2 protein-coding genes are annotated in these 2408 nt (G+C 64.7%); one reads left to right on the top strand and one right to left on the bottom strand.

The window, feature by feature from the left end:
• Positions 1-154: 154 nt before the first annotated feature.
• Positions 155-1231, bottom strand: coding sequence for a LacI family DNA-binding transcriptional regulator (locus BMF89_RS21390; protein WP_078109053.1), 1077 nt, complete (start codon positions 1229-1231; stop codon positions 155-157).
• A 145-nt stretch (positions 1232-1376) separates the two neighbouring features.
• Here BMF89_RS21390 and BMF89_RS21385 point away from each other — a divergent pair, with 145 nt between their 5' ends.
• Positions 1377-2258, top strand: a complete 882-nt coding sequence (locus tag BMF89_RS21385; protein ID WP_078109052.1) for an ABC transporter substrate-binding protein — start codon at positions 1377-1379, stop codon at positions 2256-2258.
• Positions 2259-2408: the final 150 nt, after the last annotated feature.

Genomic DNA, 2408 nt, shown 5'->3' with positions numbered 1-2408 from the left:
GCCCCGCACACCCCACCCCCGCCCCCCCCGGGGCGGGGGGCCCCCCCCCCCCGCCCGCGCCCCCCCGGGGGCCCCCCCGCCGGCCGCCCCCCCCGCCCCCCCCGGCCCCCCGGGCCCGCCCGCCCGGCCCGCCATCGCAGTTTGCCGAATGGATCTAAACCCTCGCAATACGTGGCATTGCGACCGAACCGCGCCGGATCAGCCGGGCGGAGAACCCGGGTCCGTTGGCCACAGGCTTCCGGCCCTCGATTTGCCGGATCAGGGCGCCGGCAGCGGCCACGCCCATTTCGTACACAGGCTGGGAAACGACGGTCAGGGGCGGGCTCGTCAGGCGTGTCCAGGAAAAGTCGTCATACATCAGGAACGAAACATCCTCGGGGATCGAGAGGCCCAGCTCCTGAATGGCTTCGACGACGCTGAGTGCTATGAGGCCGTCGGACGCCACAATGGCAGTGACCGGCTCGGGCATGAGCAAGAGCCCGCGGGTGATATTCCGGATCGAATCCGCGTCGCCAGCGTTGAGCCGCACGTGGTCCTCCGGGAGCGTCAATCCTATTTCGGAGAAGGCGCGCTCCATGCCCTCAAGCCGCTCGGAGATCTGCGAAGAATCCAGCACCATTCCAGACCGGTACGGAGAGCCGGTCTTGAGTGTGGAGACAAACGCGATCCTGCGGTGGCCGGCCTGAAGGAGATACCGCGTGGATTCGTAGGAAATCCCAGTCATGCTTACCGCGATGGTCTCCACGTCCAACCCCTCGGCTTTTCGGTCCAGGAGCACCAACGGCCGCCCGGACTCGTGAACGTCCTGTAAATGTTTCGTTTCAACGGACGACGCCGGCGCCACGATCAGTCCGTCCACGCGCTTATCGAGCAAGACCTGGACCGCTTCGGTTTCCGCGGTGAGTTCCTCGTCTGTGTTGATCAGGATGACGTTGTAGCCGCTCTTCTTGGCAGTGTCCGTAATGCCCCGCGTCGCGAGTCCGAAGTGAGGGTTCTCAATATCACCCACCACGACCCCGATCGTGTTGGATTTCCCCGTGTTCATGCTGCGGGCCAGTTCGTTCGGCCGGTAGGAAAGTTCCTCTGCCGCCGCTAGCACGCGGCTCCGGACATCCTCGCTGACGGCCCCGTAATTTCCCAGGGCCCGGGCGGCCTGGGCCTTGGACACCTGTGCCGCCTTCGCGACGTCGGCAACGGTAATCTCGCGCCGCCTCGAACCATTGCTGCTCATGCATGCCTTCCGAACGGGCCTTGACGGCCAGTGTGCCTTGGGTTACATTTTTTGCAACCCCCTGTGAGTCCGGTCTCAATCCTAGCTACTGAGACCGGACTCAGCAAGGGGAATTCCGTAAGGCTTTAAGGCCGCTTCGCTTCTCATGATTGGAAAATTTGCTGTGACTAAACGACTGAACTTCCGCCCCGGAGTGATCGTTGCGGCTGCTGTCGCAGCCCTCCTGGCACTGAGCGGGTGTGGCGGATCGACCCCTGCCTCGTCGTCGACCGCCGGAAACCCTTATGGCCTGATAGAACCTGGCACTATCCGCGTGGCCAGCCTGGGAGACGCAAAGCCCTACACGTTCACGGACGCCACTGGAAACTTCACAGGTTTCGACGTCGAACTCTTCAAAGATGTCGCGCACCGCGCCGGAGTGGAGAAGGTCGTCTTCACCGGACAGGACTTCTCGGCGATTCTGCCGGCCGTCGCCAACGGACAGTTCGACGTCGGCGTCGCCGCCATCGGCATCACGGACAAGCGTAAACAGACCGTGGACTTCTCCAACGGCTACCTCGCCGGATACCTGACCGTCCTGACGACCAAGACCTCAGGGATCAAGGATGTCAGCAGCCTTGCCGGAAAGCGTCTTGGCGTGGTCCAAGGCACGCTGCAGGAGGCCTACGCAGTGAAGAACTTCCCCACCGCGAACCTGGTGCGCTTCCCGGACAACAACTCCGCGATCTCGGCAGTGAACAGCGGTTCGGCTGACGCCCACTTCCTTGACTACGAGGCCGCCAAGTCCTACGAACAGCAGTTCGGCCTGGTCAGCGCGGCCGATATTCCGTCCTTTGACGCACCGGCCGGCTTCGCGTTGGCCAAGGACAAGACCGCCCTCAAGGATGCCCTGAACAAGGGACTGGCCGCGGCGATGGAAGACGGTACCTGGGAGAAGCTCTACCAGAAGTGGTTCCCGGGATCCCCGATGCCCACGCAGTACCTGCCCAAGGCTGAGCAGACCGCCAGCCCGGCGCCGAGCAAATAGCCCAACTGCCTGACGGGCGGGGGGGCCATTAGCGGTCCCCCCCCCCCGCCCGCCCCCCCCGCGGGGGGGGCACACCACGGCACGGTGTGGACCCCCCCACCCCACAAATGTCGGATTAGGGGGCGGGCCGCGGGCGAGGCCCGCGAGTTA

The sequence above is a fragment of the Arthrobacter sp. SRS-W-1-2016 genome (genome assembly GCF_002009585.1).
In the GTDB taxonomy this organism is placed as follows: Bacteria; Actinomycetota; Actinomycetes; order Actinomycetales; family Micrococcaceae; genus Arthrobacter; species Arthrobacter bambusae_A.
The sequence above is the reverse complement of the archived record's forward strand: the minus strand, read 5'-3'. Positions and strand labels throughout refer to the sequence as shown.

Coding starts and splice junctions, on each gene's coding strand:
- BMF89_RS21390 (WP_078109053.1), bottom strand. CDS start 1,231: ATGAGCAGCAATGGTTCGAGGCGGCGCGAGATTACCGTTGCCGACGTC.
- BMF89_RS21385 (WP_078109052.1), top strand. CDS start 1,377: ATGATTGGAAAATTTGCTGTGACTAAACGACTGAACTTCCGCCCCGGA.